This window comes from Actinophytocola sediminis (assembly GCF_054779715.1).
This window is the reverse complement of record NZ_BAAGXS010000077.1, coordinates 88,469-108,241: the sequence shown is the minus strand read 5'-3', so window position 1 is coordinate 108,241 and position 19,773 is coordinate 88,469. Positions and strand designations below refer to the sequence as shown.

The window sequence follows — 19,773 nt, the reverse complement described above, 5'->3', positions numbered from 1 at the left end:
CCACTGTGCGACCTGTTGTGCGAGGTCTGATCGGGCTGGCCGGCTTCTTCCTGTTGTGGGACGGAGTCGTCCGGCTCGGTCTGGTCGACGCGGTGACCCTGCCCCCGCCAGCAGAGGTGGCGGTGCGGCTGGTTGACCTGTTCGGCCAGGAAGAGTTTCTCCGCGACGTGATCGCGACCGTGTTGGCCTGGCTGGTCGCCGTGGCCATCGCGGTCGCGATCGCGGTGCCTGCCGGCCTGGTGCTGGGGACCCTGCCCGGGGTCCGCACGGCCACCCGGACGCTGATCGAGTTCCTCCGGCCCATTCCGCCGGTGGCGCTGATCCCCCTGATCATCATCGTGCTCGGCTCCGGGCCGGACGCGAAGATCACCCTCGCGGTCTACGCGTCGGTCTGGCCCATCCTGTTCAACATCATCTACGCGCTGGACGAGATCGATCCGCTGCTGCTGGACACCGCCCGTTCCTTCGGCCACAAGCGGGCCAGGGTGCTGTCCACGGTCGCGCTGCCGCACGTCGCGCCGTTCGCGTTCACCGGTCTGCGGCTGTCCGCGGCGATCGCGCTGATCGTGACGGTGTCCACCGAGTACCTGGCGGCCAGCGAGGTCGGCGTGGGCGCGTTCATCATCACCGTGTCCAACGCGCCGAACACGATGGACGAGGTACTCGCCGGCGCGATCGTGATCGGTGTCTTCGGCTACCTGGTCAACGCGGTGCTGGAACGGATCGGCCGGCGGCTGTTCCACTGGAGCGACACCACCCGCGCGGAGGCGCTGACATGAGCCGGGTCTCCCGCTTCGCACACCGGTGGGTGGTGTTGATCGTCCTGGTCGTCGCCTGGCAACTGGCAACGGCCGCCGCGGACGACGTGTACTTCCCGACGCCATGGCACATCCTGCATCACGGCTGGAAGATGTTGTTCACCACCGAGGACGGCGGTTTCGGCCTCGCGGACACGATCTTCGTCGACGTGCTGCCCAGCATCACCCGCGCGGTCGGCGGTTGGGCGATCGCGGCACTGCTCGGGGTGGTGCTCGGGACCATGCTCGGCCGCTCCCGTACCGGGATGCAGTACGTCGGGCCGCTGTTCGCGTTCTTCCGCTCGCTGCCATCGCCCGCGCTGCTGCCGGTGTTCATCGGGCTGTTCGGCCTCAACAACAACATGAAGCTGTCACTGATCGTGTTCAGCTGCATCTGGCCCGTACTGATGAACACGGTTGACGGCGTACGCTCAGTGGACTCGGTGAAGACCGAGACGGCCCGCTCGTTCCGCACCCCCCGCACCCAGTGGGTGACGATGGTGGTGCTGCCGGCGGCGCTGCCGAAGATCTTCGCCGGCCTTCGACTCAGTCTGGCGATCGCGGTGATTCTGATGGTCGTGTCCGAACTGGTCGGTGACACCACCGGCATCGGCTCCCGGCTGACCTTCGCCCAGTCGCAGTTCGACTTCATCAGCATGTGGGCCTGGATCGTCCTGCTCGGCATCATCGGTTACGGGTTGAACCTCGCGCTGCTCGCCGTCGAGCGCCGCGCCCTTGGCTGGCAGCCAACCCGCGCCACCGTGTCGAATGCCAAGCAGACCACCAAAGCAGGAGGATGAGATGTCGACCATGTTGGAGGTGCGTGGGCTCGCGCACCGGTACGGCGCGGGCGCGGGCGCACACGTCGCGGTCGAGGACCTGACGTTCACCGTCGCCAAGGACGAGCTGGCCTGCATCGTCGGCCCGTCCGGGTGCGGCAAGTCGACGCTGCTGCGGTGCATCGCCGGTCTGATCACGCCGTCCGCCGGCGGCGTCGTGCTGCACGGCGACCCGGTGAACGGGGTGCCGGACGACCTCGCGGTGGTGTTCCAGGACTACAGCCGGTCACTGTTCCCGTGGCTGTCGGTGCGCGGCAACGTCGAGTTCCCGCTGCGCACCCGGGTGCGCAACCGCGGCCAGCGGCGGGAGCGCGCGATGGAGGCGCTGAGCTGGGTCGGGCTGACCGACGCGGCCGCGAAGTACCCCTGGCAGCTCTCCGGCGGGATGCAGCAGCGGGTGTCGATCGCCCGCGCGCTGGCCTGCAAGCCGGCGCTGCTGCTGATGGACGAGCCGTTCGCGTCGGTGGACGCGCACACCCGCTCGGAGCTGGAGGACCTGCTGCTGCGGGTGCGCCGCGACCACGGGAGCACGGTGCTGCTGGTCACCCACGACATCGACGAGAGCGTCTACCTGGGTGACCGGGTGCTGGTGCTGTCGAAGTCGCCGGCGCGGATCATGGCCGACCTCACGGTGAACCTGCCGGCGCAGCGGGACCAGATCGCCACCCGGGGTTCGTCGACGTTCGTCGAGCTGCGGACCGAGATCGCCCGGCTGCTGCACGACCGGCCGGGGGCCGGGTCGGGCACGGCCGCGCCGAGGACCGACGGCCAGGCCGCGGAGCGTTTCCTGGCGGCCGAGCGAGCGGAGGCGCGGCACCAGTCGACCCGCTGACCAGCTCTTTTGCGTCACCCATGTGGGTGGTCTTTGTCGCTGGATAGTTTTCCTCTGTGGACGTTGGGCAGCCCCTCCAGTGTTCCGGTACCCAATGGAGGGAGACGTCGTGAGCACGTTCGACAAGGCCAAGGACCAGGCGGGCAATTTCGTCGACGAGGCCAAGGACAAGCTCGGAGACAAGTTCGGCCAGGGCGGCGACCAGCAGTCGGACAACGCCGGCGACCAGCAACAGGCTGACTCCGGCTCCGACGACACCCAGAACGCGCAGGGTCAGGAAGGCGGCGACCAGGGCGATTCCGGCGGCCTCGGCGACAAGCTGCGCGACCAGGCCGAACAGCGGTTCCAGGGATAGTCAAATCGAACAAGCGCCTCTCGGCGGCTCCTGGAAAGGCGAGGAGTCGGCGGGTGGCGTGCCCGTCAGTACAGCACCGTCGGGTTCGGGTCGACCCGCACGTGCACCAGCGTCGGTCGCTCGTCGGCCAGTGCCTCGGTCATCGCCGGCTTGAGCTCGTCGGCCTGGCTGACCAGGTGGGTCGCCAGCCCCATGCCGCCGGCCAGCGCCACGAAGTCGATGCCCCCGAGCTCCACGCCGGGCATCTTGCCGTTCTCCGGCCCGGCCAGGATGTCCACGGCCGCGTACTGCGCGTTGTCCAGGATGACGAACGTGACCGGCAGGTGCTCGCGCGCCGCGGTCCACAGCCCCTGGATGGAGTACATGCTCGACCCGTCCCCCAGCACCGCGACCACCTTGCGGTCGGGGGCGCCGAGCGCGGCACCGACGGCCGCCGGCAGGCCGTAGCCGAGCGCGCCGCCGCCGGTGCTCAACAGCCCGGTCCGTAACGCGCGCACCGGCAGGTACTCCCGGCGCACCAGCAGGTGGCTGGGGATCTCCTCCACCAGCAGCGCCTCCGCCGGCACCAGCTCGGCCAGCGTGGCGAACACCCAGTCCACCGCGATCGGCGCGGTCGGCGCGGGCGCCGGCCGGCGGGTACGGCCGGCGGGCACCGGCCGGGTCGGCTCGGTCACCTGATCGGCGACCGCGCGGACCGCCGCCAGCACGCCGGACCGGATGCCGACGCCCTCGCGTGCCCTGGCCAGGACCTGTTCGTCATCGCTGACCAGGTACAACGGCGGCAGGCTGTGCTCGGCGGTGCCCCGGAACACGTGGTACAGGAAGGCGGGGGCGCCGAGCACCACCACCAGGTCGTGCTCCTGTAACGCCTCGACCAGCCCGCGCTCCTCCGGCGGCAGGAAGCCACGGAACCGCGGGTGGTCCTCGGGGAACGAGCTGCGCCAGGACATCGGGCTGGCCCACACCGCGGCCCGCGCCCGCTCGGCCAGGGCCACCACGTCGGGCACCGCGCCCTCGGCGTCCACCCCCGGCCCGACGACCAGCGCGGGCCGGCGTGCCTCGGCCAGGGCGGCGACCAGCCCGGCGATGGCGTCCTGGTCAGGGCCGAAGCCGGGGACCGGCGGCCGGGCCGGCAGCGGGTCGCACGGGGCGTCCCAGTCGTCGGCGGGCACCGAGACGAACACCGGGCCGAACGGCGGCTGGGTGGCCACCCGGTGGGCCTGCGCGATGGCCGCCGGGACGTCGTCGGGGCGGGCGGGCTCGATCGCCCACTTCACGTACGGGCGGGGGAACAGGGTGGCGTCCAGCGCGCCGAGGAACGGTTCGGTGACCATCAGTGAGCGCACCTGCTGGCCGGCGAGCACGATCATCGGCGTGTGGTTGCGGTAGGCGGTGAACACGTGCCCGAGACCGTGCCCGACGCCGCCCGCGGAGTGCAGGTTGACCAGCACGGCCTTGCCGCTGGCGTGCGCGTAGCCGTCGGCCATGGCGACCACGACCGACTCCTGCAGGCCAAGGACGTAGCGGAAGTCGTTGGGGAAGTCGCGGAGGAACCCGATCTCGGTGGTGCCCGGGTTGCCGAAGATGGTGGTGAGGTCCAACGCCCGCAGCAGATCACGGGTCACTTCCCTGACAGTGCTGGTCACCGCACCAAACTACCTCCCAGCCCCCCAGGGACCGCGATGCCCTGAATGAGGCATTGGCGACGTTCAACGTCCCGAATGGGGCATTCAGGGCAGTTCCCCGGCCGGGCGACAACGGTGCAGGTACAGCACCGGGGCCGGCTGGCGGCCGCCCCGTATCGTCGTGGGGCAGTCTCGTGGAAGGAAGTCCGAGTGACCGACGGCCCGTTGATCGTGCAGTCCGACAAGACAGTCCTGCTCGAGGTCGACCACCCGAGCGCGGACGACGCGCGAATGGCCATCGCGCCGTTCGCGGAGCTGGAGCGCGCGCCGGAGCACGTGCACACCTACCGGATCACCCCGCTCGCGCTGTGGAACGCGCGCGCCGCGAGCCACGACGCCGAGCAGGTGGTCGACGCCCTGACCAGGTACTCGCGCTACCCGGTCCCGCAACCGCTGCTGATCGACATCGTGGACACCATGGGCCGGTTCGGCAGGCTGCAACTGCAGAACCACCCCGCCCACGGCCTCACGATGTCCACAACGGACCGCGCGGTGCTGGTAGAGGTGTTGCGGCACAAGAAGATCGCCCCGATGATCGGCGCGCGGATCGACGACGACACGGTGATCGTGCACCCGAGCGAACGCGGCCGGCTCAAGCAGGTGCTGCTCAAGGTCGGCTGGCCGGCCGAGGACTTCGCCGGCTACGTCGACGGCGAGGCGCACCCGATCGCCCTGGAGGAGAACGACTGGGAACTGCGCGACTACCAGCGCCGCGCGGCCGACGCGTTCTGGGCGGGCGGCTCCGGCGTGGTGGTCCTGCCGTGTGGCGCGGGCAAGACGCTGGTCGGCGCGGCGGCCATGGCCCGCGCGCAGGCGACCACGCTGATCCTGGTGACCAACACCGTCGCCGGCCGGCAGTGGAAGCGCGAGCTGATCGCCAGGACCTCGCTGACCGAGGAGGAGATCGGCGAGTACTCCGGCGAACGCAAGGAGATCCGGCCGGTCACCATCGCCACCTACCAGGTGATGACCCGCAGGTCCAAGGGCGAGTACCGCCACCTCGACCTGTTCGACTCCCGCGACTGGGGCCTGGTCGTCTACGACGAGGTGCACCTGCTGCCCGCGCCGGTGTTCCGGATGACCGCCGACCTGCAGTCCCGCCGGCGGCTGGGGCTGACCGCCACCCTCGTGCGCGAGGACGGCCGGGAGGGCGACGTCTTCTCGCTGATCGGCCCGAAGCGCTACGACGTGCCGTGGCGCGACATCGAGGCGCAGGGCTGGATCGCGCCCGCGGAGTGCATCGAGGTCCGGGTCACGCTGACCGACAACGAGCGGCTCCAGTACGCCACCGCCGAGCCGGAGGAGCGCTACCGGCTGTGCGCCACCGTGGCGACCAAGCTGCCGGTGGTGCGCAGCATCCTGGCCCGGCATCCCGACGAGCCGACCCTGGTCATCGGCGCCTACCTCGACCAGCTGGAGGAGCTCGGCGAGGCGCTGGGGGTGCCGATCATCCAGGGCTCGACCCGCAACTCCGAGCGCGAGCGGCTGTTCGACGAGTTCCGCCGGGGTGAGCTGCGGGTGCTGGTGGTGTCGAAGGTGGCGAACTTCTCCATCGACCTGCCGGAGGCGACCGTCGCGGTGCAGGTGTCCGGCACGTTCGGCTCCCGCCAGGAGGAGGCCCAACGGCTGGGCAGGTTGTTGCGCCCCAAGGAGGACGGCCGGCAGGCGCACTTCTACTCGGTGGTCTCCCGGGACACCCTGGACACCGACTACGCCGCCCACCGCCAGCGGTTCCTCGCCGAGCAGGGCTACGCCTACACGATCCGCGACGCCGACGACTTCCTCGGCCCAGCCCTCCCGGAGATCGCCGGCTAGTCGGCCACGCCGGCCTGCGCCACGACCTTGGTGATCCGCCCCCGCACCAGCAGCTCGCCGGGCACGGCGTTGCGCCTGCCGAACTCCAACGCCCGGTCCTCGCCCATGTACCGGGAGCCGATCCGGCTGGCCCAGGAGCGCATCTCGTCCAGGTCCTCGGACAGCTCGGCCTCGGCCTGCACGCTGACGAAGGCGTAGGGCGGCTCCTCGCTGTCCACACACAGCGCGAACCGGGGGTCGCGCAGCAGCGCCCGGCCCTTGGCCGTGGTGGCGGCCGTGGTGAGCACCAGGTAGTCCGCGTCGGCGCCCTCGTCGACCACGAACCAGACCGGCGCCACGTGCGGTGCGCCGTCGGCACGCATCGTGGCCAGCTTGCCGGTGCGGGTGCCGTGCTGGACGAAGGCGAGCCACTCGTCCCGAGCCATGATGTGCATGACCCAATCGTGCCTGCTCAGAGCTCGGCGAGCACCTCGTCGATGAACTGCGGCCAGGTTTCGACGGCCCACTGCCCGAAGTCCCGGTCGGTGAGCACGACACATCCGACGCGCGCGTCCGGGTCGACCCACAGGAACGTGCCGGACTGGCCGAAGTGCCCGAAGGTCTTCGGTGAGCTGTGCTTGCCGGTCCAGTGCGGGCTCTTGTGGTCCCGCAGCTCGAAGCCGAGGCCCCAGTCGTTCTCCTGCTGGTAGCCGAACCCGGGCAGCACGCCCGCGCGGCCGGGGAAGGCCACCGAGGTCGCCTCCGCGAGGGTCTGCGCGGAGACCAGGGTCGGGGACTGTAATTCCGCGACGAACCGGGCCAGGTCGTCACAGGTGGCCACCGCGCCGGCGGCCGCACTGCCGGCCAGCCGAGAGGAGGTCATGCCCAGCGGGTCGAGCACCGCCTCGGTCAGGTACTCGGCGAACGGGATGCCGGACGCGTCGTGCACGGTGTCGGCGAGCACCTCGAAGCCGGCGTTGGAGTAGAGCCGCCGCTCCCCCGGCGGGGCCACCACCTTGTGCTGGTCGAAGGCCAGGCCGGAGGTGTGCGCGATCAGGTGCCGCACGGTCGAGCCGTCCGGGCCCGCCGGCTGGTCCCACTCGACCGCGCCCTCCTCTACCGCGATCAGCGTCGCGTAGGCGGTGAGCGGTTTGGTCACCGAGGCCAGCCGGAACTCCCTGGACATCGGCCCGCTGGTCGCCAGCACGGTGCCGTCCGCACCGACCACCGCCGCGGCCGCGTTGTCCACCGGCCAGTCGGCCACCGCCCGCACACTGTCCATGCCGTTGACGTTACCCAGGCGACGCTCAGCCGCCGGGGCGGGTCAGGCCATCGTCGAGGGCGCCGCGCGAGCCGACCACCTCGTCGGTGCGGTCCAGCGCCTCGTCGCGGCGCTCGTCGGCCACGTCGTGGTCGTCGCCGGTCAGGTCGACCAGGCGGATCGGCGGGCCGAGGTCGACCAGGGTCGGCACGTACTCCGCGCGGTCGACCGTCCAGCCGTCGCCGCTCCTGCTGAACCGGAAGCGGGCCGTCACGCCCTCCTCGGTGGTGCCCCTTGGCTCCTCGTGCTTCGCGACCTGGTTGCCAAGGCCGTAGGCGACCCATTTGCCGTGCAGCTTCTCGAACGGCTGCACGACGTGCGCGTGGTGGCCGATGATCAGGTCGACGGCGGGGTCGGCGAGCAGCTCGTCGGCGATCTCGCGCTGCTCGTCGGTGGGTTCGTGCTGGTCCTCGATGCCCCAGTGCAGGCTCGCGATGACCACCTCGGCGCCTGCCTGCTTGGAGGCGCGCGCGGCGGCCAGGACGGCGTCGACGTCCAGTTCGTTGGTCATCCACGGCGCCGGCGCCTCGGTGCCGGCGTTGAGGCCGAAGGTGAACGACACCTGGCCGACCTTCACGCCATGCACGTCGGTGATCAGCGGCGCCTGGGACTCGAGCTCGATCCGCGCCGAGCCGGTCTGCCGGATGCCGGCGGCCGACAGGGCCTCGATGGTGGTGGACACGCCGGCGGGGCCGTGGTCGAGGGTGTGGTTGGAGGCCGTCGAGCAGGTGTCGTAGCCGGTCTCCGCGAGCGCCGTGGCCACCTCCGGCGGCGCGTAGAACAGCGGATAGCCCTGAAACGGGCCACTCTTGCGGGCCAGCGGCACCTCAAGGTGACAGATAGCCAGATCGGCCGAACCGATCAGGGACGAAACCCCACTGAACAACGGCACGAAGTCGCGATCGCCATTACCGTCGGCAACCGCCTGCTCGGTCAGCGCGGGGTGGATCAGCACATCACCGCTGGCCACCACGGTGAACGACCCGGGTGGGGCAGGCGCGCCGGACTGCGCGGACCGCAACGGCGCGACGGGTTCTGGCGGGCCGGCAACTGGCTCGCCCGCGCACCCGGCGACGAGCACGGCGATTCCGCCAAGGACCAGTATCGACCGTCGCACCCGCGACATCCTTCCGGCGGGCGGCAGAGTCTTCAAGGGGCCGTCTGGCCCCTTTCCGGTCACCCTTTCCGCCGCCGCCTGGTCAACACGGCGATCACCGCGAGCGCGCCGATGGCCACCGGCACGAGCCGCTTGAGCAGCGACGGTCCGGCGTAGGACAGCAGGTCGATCGGCTCGGACTCGGGTTCGGGCGCGACCGAGGCCAACTTCGGCTTGGCGACGCTGCGCCGTGCCTTCGCGGTGGCCGCACCCGCCTGCGCACCGGTCGCCGCCGCGGCCGCGCGGGCTGGTTGCGGCACGGCCTCCAGCCTGGGCGGCTCGCTGACCGGCTCCGGCGCGAGCTTGGTCGCCAGACAGGTGGCGAACGAGTCCAGGATCTTGCTGCCGACCTCGGAGATCAGCCCCCGGCCGAACTGGGCCGGCCGGCCGGTGATCGAGAGGTCGGTGTCGACCGAGCCGACGGTGGCGTCGCCGTCGGCGCGCAGGGTGAGGGTGACCGTGGCCGATGCCGTGCCGTTGCCGCGGACGTCCTTCCCGGCGGCCTTGATCACGACCTTGCGGGCGGTCGCGTCCTTCTCCAGGAACTCGCCGGATCCCTTGTACTGCAACGAGATCGGCCCGACCTTGACCTTCACGACGCCCGTGAAGGAGTCGCCGTCCACCTCGTCGAGGGTGGCACCGGGCATGCACGGCGCGACCCGCTCCGGATCGAGTACCGCCGCCCACACGGTGTCGAGGTCGGCGGGCACGGTGAACGAGTGCTCCAGCTTCACGGGCACCTCCTGACCTGCATAAACAACCAAACGGTCCGCTACGGTACAAAGCGTACGCGTTACGTGCCGGTCAGTCAGGTCGTGCGGAAGGTGTCGAGGTGACGTGCCCAGCCCAGCAACGGCGCGATGCCGAAGTGGTCTGGAAGCCGAGGCTGACATGCGGACGGAATCCGCTCGCTGCTTCGGGAACATGGTCCCGACCCCACACATCGCCGATCGCACCCCGAACAGCGAGACGGAGTGCGGCGAGCGGCGCCGGTGGCCGCACCGGCAGCTGAATGGTTTCCGGGTCGACCCGCGCCGGGCCGATGGTCACCGTGCAGGGAGTGAGGCGCGCACAACGTGCCCGGGCCGCCGAGACGATGCGGTCCACGTCGGCGCCGGTTACCTCGTCGGTGAAGCCGATTCCCTGGAGTGTCAGGTGCAGCCAGCGCGACGGTACGGGGTCGATGACCGGCAGACCGGCGAGCGCCGGGGAGTATCCGGCGGCGAGATCGTGCGCACCGGGCTGATCGGCGAACGTGATGTGCCAGGTGTAGAACGATCGGCCGGTCCGCCAACCTGGCCGCCACCACCAGTGATCTCGCATCGGCCGTCCTGCCCTGGGCTACCGCGTCAGGTCCCCATCACCGCGGTGATGGGGACCGTCACACGCCGGCTATGCGCCGACTGCCGCGGTTACCGCTCGGGAGGTCAGCACTCTGGCCAGGTGTTGGCGGAACTCGGTGTCGGCGTTGCCGTCGGTCGTTGGGCTGGTGCCCTCGGCGGCGTGTCGGGCCGCGGCGTTGATCACTTCGGCGGTTGCCGGTTGGCCGATCAGGGCGGCTTCTACCGCAGTCGCCCGGAGTGGGGTCGCGGCCATGTTGGTCAGTCCGACCCTGGCCTGGGCGATCACGCCGGCCTCGACCAGTACCGCGGCTGCTACCGCGACGATCGACCATGCCTGGGCCACTCGGTTGAACTTCTCGTAGTGGGCGCTCCAGCCGGTTCGTTTCGGGATTCGGATCTCGCACAGGATTTCGCCTTGGCGTAGCGAGGTCTCGAAGAAGTCGGTGAAGAACTCCGCCGCGGGCACCGTTCGTTGGCCGTCCACTCCGGACACGACCAGTTCGGCGTCCAGGGCCAGTGCGGGGGCCAGCAGGTCGCCGGCCGGGTCGGCGTGTGCCAACGAGCCGCCGAGGGTGCCTCGGTGGCGCACCTGGGGATCGGCCACCGTGTCGGTCGCGCGGGCCAGCAACAGCGCGTGCTCGCGGACCAGTGGGTCACGTCGCACCTCGTAGTGCGTGGTCATCGCGCCGATCACGATCTGGTCGCCGTCCTCGCGGATGCCGCGCAGTGCCGGGATCCTCCCAAGGTCGATCAGGGTGGATGGGGCGGCCAGGCGCATTCGCAGTACCGGCAACAGACTCTGCCCGCCGGCGATCACCTTGGCGTCCTCACCCGCCTCGGACAGCGCGTGTACCGCTTCGTCCACAGTGGACGGGGCGACGTAGTCGAATGCGGCCGGAATCACTTGGCACCTCCCGAGGCGTCGATGGAACCGAGGCCACCGCCCGACTCGCCGCCGAGTCCGCCGGCGTCGGTCTGGCCGGTGCGGATCGCCTGCCACACCCGCAGCGGGGTGCATGGCATCTGGATGTCGGTCACGCCGAGGTGGCGCACCGCGTCGACCACGGCGTTGACCACGGCGGGTGTCGACGCGATCGTGCCGGCCTCGCCGACTCCCTTGACGCCCAACGGGTTGGACGTCGCCGGGGTCTCGGTGCGGTCGGTGGTGAACTTCGGCAGATCGGCGGCCGATGGCACCAGGTAGTCGGCCAGGGTGCCGGTCATCAGGGTGCCGGACTCGTCGTGCACGGCCTCCTCGAACAGCGCCTGGGCGATGCCCTGCGCCAGGCCACCGTGCACCTGGCCCTCGACGATCAGTGGGTTGACGACCTTGCCGACGTCGTCCACGGCGACGTAGTCGCGGATGCGCACCTGGCCGGTCTCGGTGTCCACTTCGGCCGCGCACAGGTGCGTGCCGTGCGGAAAGGAGAAGTTCTCCGGGTCGAAGGTGGCCTCCGAGTCCAGGTTCGGCTCGACGCCCTCCGGCAGGTCGTGTGCGGCGAAGACGGCCAGCGCGACGTCCTGAATGGACACTGTCTTCGCGTCCGCGCCGGCACCCCGGACCCCGAACGAGCCCGCGGTGAACTCCACGTCGTCCTCGGCCGCCTCCAGCATGTGTGCGGCGACCTTCGCGGCCTTGGCCTTCACCTTGTCCGCGGCCTGGACCACGGCGATGGCCCCGACGGTCAGCGACCGCGAACCGTAGGTGTCCATGCCCTTGTGCGAGGACTGCGTGTCCCCGTGCAGCACCTCGACGTCCTCGAACGGCACGCCGAGCTGGTCGGCGACGATCTGGCTCCACGCCGTCTCGTGGCCCTGACCGTGCGGCGACGAGCCGGTGACCACCTCGACCTTGCCGGTGGGCAGCATGCGGATCGCCGCGTGTTCCCAGCCGCCGGCCGAATAGGCGAGCGCGCCGAGTACCCGCGAGGGCGCCAGCCCGCACATCTCGGTGAACGTCGACGTGCCGATGCCCAGTTGCACCGAGTCGCCGCGGTCCCGGCGGGCCCGCTGCTCGGCGCGCAGCGCGTCGTAGCCGAACAGCTGCTTGGCCTTCGCGGTGGCCGCCTCGTAGTTGCCGGAGTCGTAGGTCAGGCCGGCGACCGTGGTGAACGGGAACTCCTCGTGCGCGATCCAGTTCCGCTCCCGCACCTCGATCGGGTCCAGGTCCAGCTCCGCGGCCAGCTCGTCCATCAGTCGCTCGATGGCGTAGGTCGCCTCCGGGCGCCCGGCGCCGCGGTAGGCGTCCGTCGGCGTCTTGTTGGTGAACACGTTCGTGCAGCTGAACCGGTAGGCCGGGAACTTGTAGATCGCGTTGAACATGAACGCGCCGAGGATCGGCACCCCGGGCCCGACCAGGCGCAGGTAGGCGCCCATGTCGGCGAGCAGCTCCACCTTGAGGCCGGTGACCGTGCCGTCGCGCCGGGCGGACAGCGTCAGCTTCTGGAGCTGGTCGCGGCCGTGGTGGGCGGCCATCAGGCTCTCGCTGCGCGACTCGGTGTACTTGACCGGCTTGCCGAGCCGGCGCGCGATCAGGAAGGTCAGCACCTCCTCCGGCGTGACCTGCAGCTTGCCGCCGAACCCGCCGCCGACGTCCGGCGCGATCACCCGGATCTTGTGCTCGGGCACCGACAGCGTCATCGCCAGCATGATCCGCAGGATGTGCGGGATCTGGGTGGACGACCACATGGTGAACTGCTCGCCGGTCGGGTCGACCATGATCGAGCGCGGCTCCATGAACGCCGGGATCAGCCGTTGCTGGCGGTAGGTGCGCTCGATGAGCACCTCGGCGCCGTCGATGGCCTGGTCGACCGCCGAACCGGTGCCGGCCTCGGCGGAGTCGAACACCCAGGTCGCGCTCTTGTTGGTGCCCAGGTCCTCGTGCACCAGGTCGGCGCCGTCCTCGGCGGCCGCCGCCAGGTCGAGCACCACGGGGAGCTCGTCGTAGTCGATGTCGATGGCCTCGATCGCGTCCGCGGCCTCGTAGGCGGTGCGGGCGACCACCACGGCCACCGCCTCGCCGGCGAAGTTGACCCGGTCGACGGCGATCGACGGCGCGGCCGGCGACTTCATGTCCTCGGTGATCGGCCACGCGCACGGCAGGCTGCCCTGCTCGTCGGCGAGGTCGGCGCCGGTGAACACGGCCAGCACGCCGGGCAGCTGACCGGCCGACGAGGTGTCGATCCTGGTGATCCGGGCGTGTGCCATGGGACTGCGCAGGATGGCCAGGTGCAGCAGTCCGGGGAGGGTGAGGTTGTCGGTCCACCTGGTGCGCCCGGCGATCAGCCGCGCGTCCTCCTTGCGGAGCCTGGCCCGGCCGACCTCCGGCTCGACCGTCGCGGTCATCAGTTACCGCCCCCCGCCACGTGCTCGCCGACCCGTTCGGCTTCCGGGCCGGCGCCGCCGCTCATCTTGGCCGCGGCGTCGCGGACCGCGCGGACGATGTTCTGGTAGCCGGTGCAGCGGCAGAGGTTGCCCTCGAGGCCCGCGCGCACGGCCTGCTCGTCGGGGTCCGGGTCGTCGGCCAGCAGGTCGATCGACTGCATGATCATGCCCGGGGTGCAGAAGCCGCACTGGAGGGCGTGGTTGTCGTGGAAGGCCTGCTGCACCGGGTGGAGCCGGCCGTCCCTGGCCAGGCCCTCGACGGTGGTGACCTCGCTGCCGTCTGCCTGCACGGCGAGCACCGAGCACGACTTGACGCTGTGCCCGTCGAGGTGGACGGTGCACGCGCCGCAGTTGCTGGTGTCGCAGCCGACCACGGTGCCGACCTTGCCCAGCCGTTCTCGCAGATAGTGGACGAGCAGCTGGCGTGGTTCGACGTCGTCGCTGTACTTCGTTCCGTCAACGGTCACGGTGATGCGCATGGAGCCTCCAATTCGACACAGACGGCCATGGCTGGGTCGATACCTACGGCGTGAGTCAGCTCACTCGTCTGTGAGCCTGCCCCCGCCGGCCAGTGAGGACAAGTCCTGGCGTGGAAAAGTGGATCTGGGCGCCAAACCGGGAGGACCACACGTTGCGCAAGCTGACTTACCTGATCGCGATGTCCATCGACGGGTTCATCGCCGGCCCCGGCGACGAGGTCGACGTCTACCCCACGCCGGAGGCCTACGTGGGGCACCTGGCCAGCGAGTACCCCGAGACGTTGCCGACCCACGTGCGCCCGCACCTTGGCATCGCCGACGCGCCGAACACGCGCTTCGACACGATCGTGCAGGGCCGGACGACCTACCGGGCGGCCCTCGACATCGGGATCACCAGCCCCTTCGCGCACCTGCGCCAGTACGTGGTGTCCAGCACGCTCGACTCGCCCGACCCGGCCGTGACGGTGACCGCCGACCCGGTGGCGCTGGTGCGCTCGCTGAAGGCCGAGCCGGACGGGCTGGGGATCTACCTGGCGGGTGGCGCGAAGCTCGCGGGCGCGGTGTACGCCGAGATCGACGAGGTGATCGTGAAGCTGTACCCGATCATGCTCGGCCGCGGCGTGCCGATGATCGCCGGTGACTTCGACGTGACCGCCTTCGAGCGCACCGACGTCACCACGTTCGACAGCGGGCATGTGATCCTGCGCTACCAGCGCGCTCAGTAGTCGTTAGGCAAGCATACGATCGGTGATGTGGTCACCTCCCCGACCGAACAGCGGGTCGACGAGTTCCCGGAGTACCGGCGGGGAGTCGTCCTCGGCGCGACCGCCTACAGCCTGTGGGGCCTGTTCCCGCTGTACTGGACGCTGTTGGGGGCCGCCGGTGCGCTGGAGGTGCTCGCGCACCGGATGGTGTGGTCACTGGTGGTCATGGCGGGGGTGCTGTGGTGGCTGGGCAGGCGCAGGGGGACGGGGTTCCTGCCGGTCCGCGCGGTGGTGCGGGACCGTCGGCGGCTGGGGTTGCTCGCGCTGGCCACGGTGCTGATCGCGTTCAACTGGGGTGGCTACATCTGGGGTGTGAACAACGGGCGGGTGGTGGAGACCGCGCTCGGGTACTTCACCGGGCCGCTGGTGTCGGTGCTGATCGGCGTGCTGCTGCTGGGTGAGCGGTTACGGGTGGCGCAGTGGGTGGCCGTCGGGCTGGGCACCGTGGCGGTGGTGGTGCTGGCCGTCGGGTACGGGCAGGTGCCGTGGGTGGCGTTGGTCCTCGCGTTCAGCTTCTCGGCGTATGGGCTGGTGAAGAAGCTGGCGGGGGTGCCGGCGGTGGAGTCGGTCGGCATCGAGGCGGCGGTGGCGTTCCTGCCGGCGCTCGGGTATCTCGTCGTGCTGCACGTCACGGGGTCGGGGACGTTCGGCACGCTCGGTCTTGGGCACTCGCTGCTGTTGGTCGGCGGTGGGGTGGTGTCGTTGGCGCCGTTGCTCGCCTTCGGTGGGGCGGCGGTGCGGATCCCGTTGTCGGTGGTCGGGTTGTTGCAGTACCTGGCGCCGGTGTTGCAGTTCGGCTTCGGGGTGCTGGTGTTCCGTGAGGACATGCCGCCGGAGCGCTGGCTCGGGTTCGGCATCGTGTGGCTCGGCCTGATCATCCTGACCATCGACGGCACCCGCCGCACCCGCCCCGCGCAGCGAAGGACCCCATCACCGCACCCAACGCAGTGAAGGGTCCCTTCGCTGCACCCACCGCAGCGAAGGAGCCCATCGCTGCGGTCAACGCAGCGAAGGAGCCCATCACTGCACTCAACGCAGCGAAGGAGCCCATCGCTGCGGTCAACGCGATGAAGGACGCCTTCATCGCGTTTCGGGGGCGGGTGCCGGGGGTGGTTACGGTTCGCGGTGGATGCGGCCGGTCAGCTCGGTGAGGCGGTTGCCGGCGCCGCCCCAGCGCAGCGAGATGATCTCCGCGGCGATCGAGACGGCGGTCTCCTCCGGGGTTCTGGCACCGAGGTCCAGGCCGATCGGGGAGGCCAGGCGGGCCAGCTCGGTCTCCGAGAGACCCGCGGCGCGCAGCCGGTCCATGCGGTCGTCGTGGGTCCGCCGGGAGCCCATCGCGCCCACGTAACCCACCTCGGTACGCAGCGCGACCTCCAGCACCGGCACGTCGAACTTCGGATCATGGGTCAGCACCGCGATCACCGTGCGACCGTCCACCCGCCCGGCCTCGACCTCGGCGGCCAGGTACCGGTGCGGCCAGTTGACCACCACCTCGTCGGCCTCCGGGAAACGGCTCCTGGTCGCGAACACCGGCCGGGCGTCACACACCGTCACCCGGTAGCCGAGGAACGCTCCCAACCGGGCCATCGCCGCGGCGAAGTCGATCGCGCCGAACACCAGCATCCTCGGCGGCGGCTCGAACGAGCTCACGAACACCGACATGCCCTCGCCGCGCCGCTCACCTTCCACGCCGTAGTGCAATGTGGCGCTGCGCCCGGTGGCCAGCAGGCCGCGCGCGTCGTCGGCGACCGCGTCGTTGATCCGGGACGTGCCGAGGTCACCGAGGGTCTGCGACGGCCACACCACCAGGCGACGACCAAGCCGTTCCGGTGACGGATGCGCCACCACCGTCGCCAGCGCGACCGGCTCCTCGTTCTGGATCGACTTCGCCAGGTCGCCGAACTCGGGGAAGTCCTCGGGCGAGATCCGCTCGGTGTAGATGTCGATGATCCCGCCGCAGGTCAGCCCGACCGCGAACGCGTCGTCGTCGCTCACCCCGTACCGCGAGAGCACCGGCTCGCCGGTACCGATGACCTGCTGGCCCTGCTCGTAGACCGCGCCCTCGACACAACCGCCGGACACGCTGCCCGACACCGTCCCGTCCGGCGCGACCACCATCGCCGCCCCCGGCGCGCGGGGCGCGGACGAGAACGTCGCCACCACGGTCCCCACCGCCACCGGTTCTCCCGCCGAGTACCGACGGATCAACTCGGCCAGCACGTCACGCACGGCGCACCTCCATCAGCAACTCCTCGAGTGTGGCCAGACTATGTCCGGCCAACAGCCGGTCGACGTGCGGCAACGCCGCCGCGATGCCCGACTGCACCGGTAGGTAGCCCGTCCGGCCGGCGTGCGGGTTCACCCACAGCACCGCGTGCGCCAGCCGGGCCAGCCGCGCGGCCTGCTCGCCGAGCAGCGTCGCGTCGCCGCGCTCCCACCCGTCGGAGAACACCACGACGACCGCGCGCCGAGCCAGGCCGCGTTGCCCCCAACGGTCCAGGAACGCCCGCAGCGTCTCCCCCAGCCGGGTGCCGCCGGCGAAGTCGGGCACCGCCCGGGACGCCGCGGTCAGCGCGTCGACCGGGTCGCGCCCGCGCAGCTGGCGCGACAGCCTGGTCAGCCGGGTGCCCACGGTGAAGACCTCGGTACTGGCCGGGGCCGCCCTGGTCAGCGCGTGCGCGAACCGCAGCAGCGCGTCGGCGTAGGGGCTCATCGAGCCGGACACGTCGATCAGCAGCACCACCCGCCTCGGCCGGCGGCCACGGTCGCGGTAGGACAACCGGCTCGGCTCACCGCCGGCGGCGCGCATCGACCGCAGCACCCGCGCGACGTCCAGCCGGCCCGACCGGTGCCGGCGCAGCCGCCGGGACCGGCGTAGCGGCGGGTCCAGCCGCAGCGTGGCGAACAGCGTGCGCAGGTGGGCGCGCTCGGCGGCGGTCAACGAGGAGATGTCCCGGTGCGCCAGCCGCTCCCGCGCCGAGGCGGCCACCCGCAGCTGGTCGGTCGCACTCGGCGACTGCTCACCGGCGTCGGCCGCGTCGGTGAGCGCGGCCATCGTCGCCTGCCGGGGCCGGGGTGGCGCGGCGGGCCGCGCGCGGCCCGGCCGGGCGGTCGAGAACCACGCGGCGAACGCGTCGTCGTAGCGGGGCAGGTCGTCCGGTTCGGCACACAGCGTCAACCGGCCGGCCCAGTACAGCTGGTTCGGCTCGGCCAGGTCGACCTCGCGCACCGCGCCGAGGTAGGCCTGCACCCGGTGCGCGTCGCACGGCAGACCCGCCACCCGCAGCGCGGCGGCGAACCCCACCAGCCCGGCCACCGGGTCCGGCTCTTCGGACTCCACCTTCACATTGTTACTCGAAACGAGGGAAGGCCAGCCGAGATGGCTTCTCGGCCGGCCCACCTCACCCCCAGTCGTCACCGGCTCACTCGTGACGACCACGCGTTCACAGCTCGTGCGACTCCATGCTCGCCCCCTTCACTACGGCTGGCCTGGCAGCGAGTCCGCCACCTGGGCCGGCGGCACTCGGGACGGCTCGACTGGCTGGGGCTCCGGTGCCCACATCCACACGCCCACCGCCATGCCGAGGGCCAGGCAGAACACCGCGAGTTTGAGCGCGAATGAGACCGGACACACGAATGGGACCGGACCATAAGCTCGCATTCCGCACCTCCCCCTGCTTTCGTTCACCTCGACAAGTCGAGACTCACATGAACAAGGGGCTAGTTGTGCGTCACCTGACGCATAACTAGGGAACTGCTGGCGGCGAGACTCTCTTGTCCTGTGCCCGCGGTTCGGCGACGGGCGGGAAATCGCCGAAACCGTCCGGGAAGTCGCCTTCCCCGGCGGGCAGCGTGACCGGGAACGAGCCGGGCAACGTGCCCTCGACCGCGGCCGGCAACCACGCCGCGGCCGCCGCCTCGGCCGGGTCGGCCAACTCGCACAGCTCACGCAACGCCTGCGGCACGTCCTTGGACCGCCACACCTCGTGCCCGCCCCACCTCGGGGTGCCCAGCGCGCGCACGCTGTCGGTGAGCACCATCCGGTCGCGGGCGGCCGCCGGCCACTCGACCACGCAGGAACGCCCCGGCACGTCCCGCGCGATCCCCCGGCCGAGCCGCTCGGCGATGCCGTGCGCGAGGGTGAGGTCCGGCGGTCCGGCGGTGGCCACGGTGATCCGCAGCCGGAACACGGTGCCCTGGTAGCGCCGTGCCGCGTCGCGGTAGAGCGGCTCGGCGACCGCGGCGAACGGGTCGCCGTCGATCCAGCCGGGCATGGCGTAGCGGTTGCCCATCCGCGAGCGGCCTGGCCGGCCGAGCACGCCGTAGTGGTCGGCGATCAACGAGAGGTACTGGCCGAAGCTGGGCGCGACCCCGGTCGGCACCAGCCCGACCGAGAGCATCGCCGGACGCCGCGCGTCGGCGAGAAACTCAAGCACCCCAGGCCAATCGCCCGGCTGGGCACGCAACGGCGGCACCGCGACGAAGACCCGTACCGGGGCGTCGGGCCGGTGCGGGCGCGCGGTCAGGCATGGCTTGCGCACCTCGGCGATGCCGCGTGGGCGGAACGGGTCGAAGGCGTGCTCGATGGCCGCCCGGCCGGCGAGCGGCCGGACCCGCACGTGGGCCGGCACGGCGGCCAGCCGCGCGAGCGCCTCGGCGCCGTCCCGCTCGATCTCCGTGCCGTGCCGGCGATGCAGCCGGCCGAGCAGGGTGAGCGAGAGCGGGCGACCCGGCTCGGCGAGCCAGCGCAGTTCGAACGCCGCACCGGCCACAGTGGACAGTCGGCGGAGGTACTCGACGTCGTGGCCGTGCGCCAGGTCGAACCACTCGCCGACCGGCCGGCCAACTTCACCGCGCAGCGCGGACAGGTCGATCGCCGAGGTGACCCGGACCGCGAACCTGGCCGACCAGCCGCTGGAATCGTGGTCAACCAACAGGTTCTCGTTCATGCCACCCTGACTCGTCCCCCGCAGCAGCGAGATCGGGAATTCATCCGAGCGTACGTCAGATTATCGCCAACC

General features: G+C 71.1%; 20 protein-coding genes. 7 read left to right on the top strand and 13 right to left on the bottom strand.

Translation table 11 applies throughout. From position 1 onward, the window contains the following. The first annotated feature begins 5 nt into the window (after window positions 1-5). The 4 genes from ACYVIP_RS35575 to ACYVIP_RS35560 all read left to right on the top strand — a co-directional run bounded on the left by ACYVIP_RS35575 (window position 6) and on the right by ACYVIP_RS35560 (window position 2,823). Entirely contained in the window at window positions 6-779 is a 774-nt protein-coding gene (locus ACYVIP_RS35575; RefSeq protein ID WP_460404510.1) for an ABC transporter permease, read from the top strand. After that, window positions 776-1,597 (top strand): ABC transporter permease, encoded by an 822-nt coding sequence (locus tag ACYVIP_RS35570; protein WP_460404508.1) that lies wholly within the window; start codon window positions 776-778, stop codon window positions 1,595-1,597. Before ACYVIP_RS35575 ends, ACYVIP_RS35570 begins: the two co-directional genes overlap by 4 nt. Window position 1,598: 1 nt before the next feature. Continuing rightward, a complete protein-coding gene (locus tag ACYVIP_RS35565; protein WP_460404506.1) occupies window positions 1,599-2,468 on the top strand; it encodes an ABC transporter ATP-binding protein in 870 nt (289 codons plus the stop codon). Between the two features lie 109 nt (window positions 2,469-2,577). Beyond that, complete coding sequence (locus tag ACYVIP_RS35560) at window positions 2,578-2,823, top strand: hypothetical protein (protein ID WP_460404504.1); 246 nt, start codon at window positions 2,578-2,580, stop codon at window positions 2,821-2,823. A gap of 65 nt (window positions 2,824-2,888) precedes the next feature. Here ACYVIP_RS35560 and mdlC read toward each other — a convergent pair whose 3' ends face one another. Continuing rightward, window positions 2,889-4,469, bottom strand: a complete 1,581-nt coding sequence (gene mdlC / locus ACYVIP_RS35555) for a benzoylformate decarboxylase (RefSeq protein ID WP_460404502.1) — start codon at window positions 4,467-4,469, stop codon at window positions 2,889-2,891. A 189-nt stretch (window positions 4,470-4,658) separates the two neighbouring features. Here mdlC and ACYVIP_RS35550 point away from each other — a divergent pair, with 189 nt between their 5' ends. After that, window positions 4,659-6,323 (top strand): DNA repair helicase XPB, encoded by a 1,665-nt coding sequence (locus tag ACYVIP_RS35550; RefSeq protein ID WP_460404500.1) that lies wholly within the window; start codon window positions 4,659-4,661, stop codon window positions 6,321-6,323. Here ACYVIP_RS35550 and ACYVIP_RS35545 read toward each other — a convergent pair. From ACYVIP_RS35545 to ACYVIP_RS35510, 8 genes are all read right to left on the bottom strand, one after another. Further along, complete coding sequence (locus ACYVIP_RS35545) at window positions 6,320-6,757, bottom strand: PPOX class F420-dependent oxidoreductase (RefSeq protein WP_460404498.1); 438 nt, start codon at window positions 6,755-6,757, stop codon at window positions 6,320-6,322. The genes ACYVIP_RS35550 and ACYVIP_RS35545 overlap by 4 nt on opposite strands. A gap of 17 nt (window positions 6,758-6,774) precedes the next feature. Continuing rightward, window positions 6,775-7,584, bottom strand: coding sequence for a serine hydrolase domain-containing protein (locus tag ACYVIP_RS35540; RefSeq protein ID WP_460404496.1), 810 nt, complete (start codon window positions 7,582-7,584; stop codon window positions 6,775-6,777). Between the two features lie 25 nt (window positions 7,585-7,609). Next, a complete protein-coding gene (locus ACYVIP_RS35535) occupies window positions 7,610-8,749 on the bottom strand; it encodes a CapA family protein (RefSeq protein WP_460404494.1) in 1,140 nt (379 codons plus the stop codon). A gap of 50 nt (window positions 8,750-8,799) precedes the next feature. Further along, window positions 8,800-9,513, bottom strand: a complete 714-nt coding sequence (locus ACYVIP_RS35530) for an SRPBCC family protein (RefSeq protein WP_460404492.1) — start codon at window positions 9,511-9,513, stop codon at window positions 8,800-8,802. 70 nt (window positions 9,514-9,583) lie between these two features. Further along, on the bottom strand, window positions 9,584-10,102 hold the full coding sequence (locus tag ACYVIP_RS35525) for a 2'-5' RNA ligase family protein (RefSeq protein ID WP_460404490.1): 519 nt from the start codon (window positions 10,100-10,102) through the stop codon (window positions 9,584-9,586). Window positions 10,103-10,171: 69 nt separating this feature from the next. Beyond that, the gene (locus tag ACYVIP_RS35520) at window positions 10,172-11,026 is read right to left on the bottom strand and encodes an FAD binding domain-containing protein (RefSeq protein WP_460404488.1); all 855 of its coding nucleotides are present in this window, start codon (window positions 11,024-11,026) and stop codon (window positions 10,172-10,174) included. Beyond that, a complete protein-coding gene (locus tag ACYVIP_RS35515; RefSeq protein ID WP_460404486.1) occupies window positions 11,023-13,467 on the bottom strand; it encodes a xanthine dehydrogenase family protein molybdopterin-binding subunit in 2,445 nt (814 codons plus the stop codon). Before ACYVIP_RS35515 ends, ACYVIP_RS35520 begins: the two co-directional genes overlap by 4 nt. Further along, the gene (locus ACYVIP_RS35510) at window positions 13,467-13,985 is read right to left on the bottom strand and encodes a (2Fe-2S)-binding protein (RefSeq protein WP_460404484.1); all 519 of its coding nucleotides are present in this window, start codon (window positions 13,983-13,985) and stop codon (window positions 13,467-13,469) included. The genes ACYVIP_RS35515 and ACYVIP_RS35510 overlap by 1 nt, the downstream gene beginning before the upstream one ends. 152 nt (window positions 13,986-14,137) lie before the next feature. Between ACYVIP_RS35510 and ACYVIP_RS35505 the strand changes: the two genes are divergently transcribed. Next, window positions 14,138-14,710, top strand: coding sequence for a dihydrofolate reductase family protein (locus ACYVIP_RS35505; protein WP_460404482.1), 573 nt, complete (start codon window positions 14,138-14,140; stop codon window positions 14,708-14,710). A gap of 27 nt (window positions 14,711-14,737) precedes the next feature. Further along, on the top strand, window positions 14,738-15,700 hold the full coding sequence (gene rarD / locus ACYVIP_RS35500; RefSeq protein WP_460404480.1) for an EamA family transporter RarD: 963 nt from the start codon (window positions 14,738-14,740) through the stop codon (window positions 15,698-15,700). A 162-nt stretch (window positions 15,701-15,862) separates the two neighbouring features. Here the strand turns inward: rarD and ACYVIP_RS35495 are convergent, their stop codons facing one another. The 4 genes from ACYVIP_RS35495 to ACYVIP_RS35480 form a co-directional block, all read right to left on the bottom strand. Further along, a complete protein-coding gene (locus ACYVIP_RS35495) occupies window positions 15,863-16,981 on the bottom strand; it encodes an XdhC family protein (RefSeq protein ID WP_460404478.1) in 1,119 nt (372 codons plus the stop codon). Continuing rightward, window positions 16,974-18,092, bottom strand: a complete 1,119-nt coding sequence (locus ACYVIP_RS35490) for a vWA domain-containing protein (RefSeq protein ID WP_460404476.1) — start codon at window positions 18,090-18,092, stop codon at window positions 16,974-16,976. Before ACYVIP_RS35490 ends, ACYVIP_RS35495 begins: the two co-directional genes overlap by 8 nt. 138 nt (window positions 18,093-18,230) lie before the next feature. Continuing rightward, a complete protein-coding gene (locus tag ACYVIP_RS35485) occupies window positions 18,231-18,386 on the bottom strand; it encodes a hypothetical protein (RefSeq protein WP_460404474.1) in 156 nt (51 codons plus the stop codon). Window positions 18,387-18,498: 112 nt separating this feature from the next. Beyond that, entirely contained in the window at window positions 18,499-19,701 is a 1,203-nt protein-coding gene (locus ACYVIP_RS35480) for a hypothetical protein (protein WP_460404472.1), read from the bottom strand. Window positions 19,702-19,773 lie beyond the last annotated feature (72 nt).